We start from the raw sequence: 871 nt of genomic DNA, 5'->3' as shown, positions 1-871 counted from the left end.
CTAGGAACAAAGGAAAGTATTTGTTTCCTGTAAAGGCAATGAGCAAGGTTTTTAGAGCTCGTTTTGTAGCATCCCTTCGCAAGGAATTTCCACCACAACCCACGGCCTTCTACGAAAACCTGTTCAAGCACAATTGGGTAATTTATTGCAAACGTCCATTTTTAGGTCCGGCCCAAGTAGTGGAATATCTTGGCCGCTATACCCACAAGATTGCCATCAGTGACCACCGTATAAAGAGCCTAGATAATAATAACGTCACTTTTACCGTCAAGGATTACCGGCATGGGGGAAGGATATCCTTACTGCGATTAACCGATGCCGAGTTCGTCCGCAGGTTCGCCCTGCACATCCTGCCCAAGGGGTTCGTGCGTATACGCCATTATGGGATCCTGAGCAGTTCCAGGAAGAAGGCACTGCTTCCTTTGCTGCAACAGGTCCTGGGCGGTCCCGTGCCCAATGGACGGCCTCCCTTGAAACATTGCCGATGTCCTTACTGCCAGATCGGGATCATGGTGACCGTAGCTGTATTCGACAGCCGTGGCCCGCCCAAAGCATGGTCCGATCGACTGAAAAATAGCGCCCCAAGAAGAACGCCCCAAACAGCGTAAGGGGATACCCACGGCCAAAATTAAAATAGCGGGATGGAAAAGGCCGTTCCGGAGAGTAAAATGGTTCAAGGAAATCAAAAAGGGCACCGGAACGGGCTACGAAAGAGGTGACCACCAAATTAAGGGCCCAGCTCCGACAACAAGGTATTTGTAAAAGACTCCCTCAAACCATAGCAATCCCCATAGTAAGGGAAAACAGGACCCGGTTCAGTCAACACGGTCTTCATGTTTGGCCGTACCGACCACACGAAGTCTTAGTTATT

General features: G+C 49.9%; 1 protein-coding gene. It reads left to right on the top strand.

Annotated elements, in window-relative coordinates:
* Positions 1-608, top strand: a 608-nt coding sequence (locus tag MWU84_RS23995; protein ID WP_246906557.1) for a transposase, incomplete at its 5' end; no start/stop codon positions are given.
* Positions 609-871 lie beyond the last annotated feature (263 nt).

The sequence above is a fragment of the Arenibacter sp. F20364 genome (assembly GCF_023015905.1).
Lineage (GTDB): Bacteria > Bacteroidota > Bacteroidia > Flavobacteriales > Flavobacteriaceae > Arenibacter.
Note: the sequence above shows the minus strand (reverse complement) of the source record. Positions and strands in the feature narration are given on the sequence as shown.